The following is a 1,828-nucleotide window of genomic DNA, read 5'->3' as shown; positions in this document are numbered from 1 at the left end:
AACTGGAGCAGATCATTAGGGCGAATGTCAAAGCTATAAACAAAGTCATAGGACTAGGTATGCCTGTTAGAAGCTAACTATTAGTCAAATATGGCGTCGTTGAACCTCAAGCTGATTTGATCAACAACGCCTACAAGAACAGATTCACACGATTGAACATAATGATAGTGGCTATATACCCAATCAACTTGAAGATGCAGGCTTGAGAACTTGAATTTATCATTAATTCGAGATGTCAAAGAGCCTGCGATCTCTGGAAGAGTCACAGTAAAAAATTGACCTATTGCCGCCTTGAAGTCCCGTTTGCTTTTGAAGTAAACATTGTTCCTCGACTTCTCATTCATTACTTTCCATAGCCGCTCTATTGGGTTTAGGTTTGGGCTATAAGGTGGAAGATAATGCAGTTCGATATTTAGGACAAACGCCGCATCTTTGACTAAGTCACTGCGGTGATATCCTGCACCATCTAAGATGATATGAAGCTTATGGGCTAACAGATAGCTCTCTCTTAACTTACAGAAAAAGCGAACAATACTTTCACTGTTAATGCTTTCGTAATCGTGAACAATGGTGGCACCAATATCCGACAGGTTCAGTGCACCAATAATGTTCAATCTGCTGCGATCACCCGTTGTTTCAATCACTTTATCCTGACCAGTACGTATCCAGCCATGAGATATTTTGGTTGATAAGGTTGGGTGAACAGCGTCGATAAAAACTATCGTTTCACCCTTACCACAGCTTGCCTTTAGTGATTTATAACCATCTATGAAGGCTTGTTGTTTTGCTTCATCAAACTTGTGTGGAACGCCTTTCGGCTGCTTGTAGCTAAAGCCATTGTGGTGAAGCCATTTGTTCATACCTGAAACCGTATAATCAAGTCCAAATGTCTCTTTAACATAGGCGACAATTTGATGAGTATGAGAATAGGTTTTCTCAGTCAAATGCTCGATTAGGTGCATGGTTTGAGTAGCAGAAAGTTTACTTTGGCTTCCGCCATTTTCAGGCTTAAGTTTTTCAGAAAGAACGTAGTCACTGAGGTGACGTGCAACGGTCGATTCATTAATACGAAGGGCTTGTGAAATCATAGTCTGACTCCAGTCTTCAGAAGCTAGCAAAACAGCCTTAATACGGTCGCAAACTCGACTGTCACGTTCATTGTCGTGCATTTGTCCGAGTTGTAGTTTCTGTTGAGGAGTCAGTGCAATTTTCATGGCTCGTAGCATGATCCTGATTCTAAAGAAAATCAAGCATCTTCAATGATCACGGGTATAAATACCAATCAAATTTGCTCTAATTATTCATTTTTTGAATTGATATTAAATTTAAATTGATATTAAATCTGAATTGGGTTTCTATATATGCGATTTAACGTAATTATAAATATAATGGAGATATAAATGAAAAAAATCATTGCAGTAATACTTCTAGGAGTAACATGTTCTGTCTTAGCTAAAGAAGTGCCGGTTAATTCACCAGAAGTAGATTTGTTGCTTAGCAATAATACTATTCATGGTGTTCATTACGGGAAAAAAACAGTTCAATATTTTTCCGATTCAGGCACAACGTGGTGGATGAGTAGTGGTGATGTAAAACCCAGCGAAGGCACATGGCGCATTAAAAATAATAAATATTGTTCAAACTTTGGTAGTGGGGAAAGCTGCTACGAGGTTGTCCATGATAACTCACAAGATATCTATTACTTTTTAAAAGGCGATTTCCGAGCTCCGTTTATCCCTCGTGAGGGATACACGTTTAGCTCGGTAGACTAGTTGTTTCATTTATTTAACGTAACGGCACTTAGTGTGGCCCAAATTTAGACACAAGA

At 38.9% G+C, this 1,828-nt stretch carries 1 protein-coding gene and 1 pseudogene; one reads left to right on the top strand and one right to left on the bottom strand.

Features of this window, described 5'->3' with window-relative positions:
* Positions 1 to 183: 183 nt before the first annotated feature.
* Positions 184 to 1,226: pseudogene (locus tag AB4589_RS25590) on the bottom strand (IS630 family transposase).
* Positions 1,227 to 1,400: 174 nt separating this feature from the next.
* Between AB4589_RS25590 and AB4589_RS25585 the strand changes: the two are divergent.
* Positions 1,401 to 1,772 carry a hypothetical protein gene (locus tag AB4589_RS25585; protein WP_017097360.1) on the top strand — a complete coding sequence of 124 codons (372 nt, stop codon included), beginning with the start codon at positions 1,401 to 1,403 and terminating at the stop codon, positions 1,770 to 1,772.
* The last annotated feature ends 56 nt before the right edge of the window (positions 1,773 to 1,828 follow it).

The organism is Vibrio sp. 10N.222.49.A3 (assembly GCF_041475145.1).
In the GTDB taxonomy this organism is placed as follows: domain Bacteria; phylum Pseudomonadota; class Gammaproteobacteria; order Enterobacterales; family Vibrionaceae; genus Vibrio; species Vibrio tasmaniensis_A.
The sequence above is the reverse complement of the archived record's forward strand: the minus strand, read 5'-3'. Positions and strand labels throughout refer to the sequence as shown.

Coding starts and splice junctions, on each gene's coding strand:
- AB4589_RS25585 (WP_017097360.1), top strand. CDS start 1,401: ATGAAAAAAATCATTGCAGTAATACTTCTAGGAGTAACATGTTCTGTC.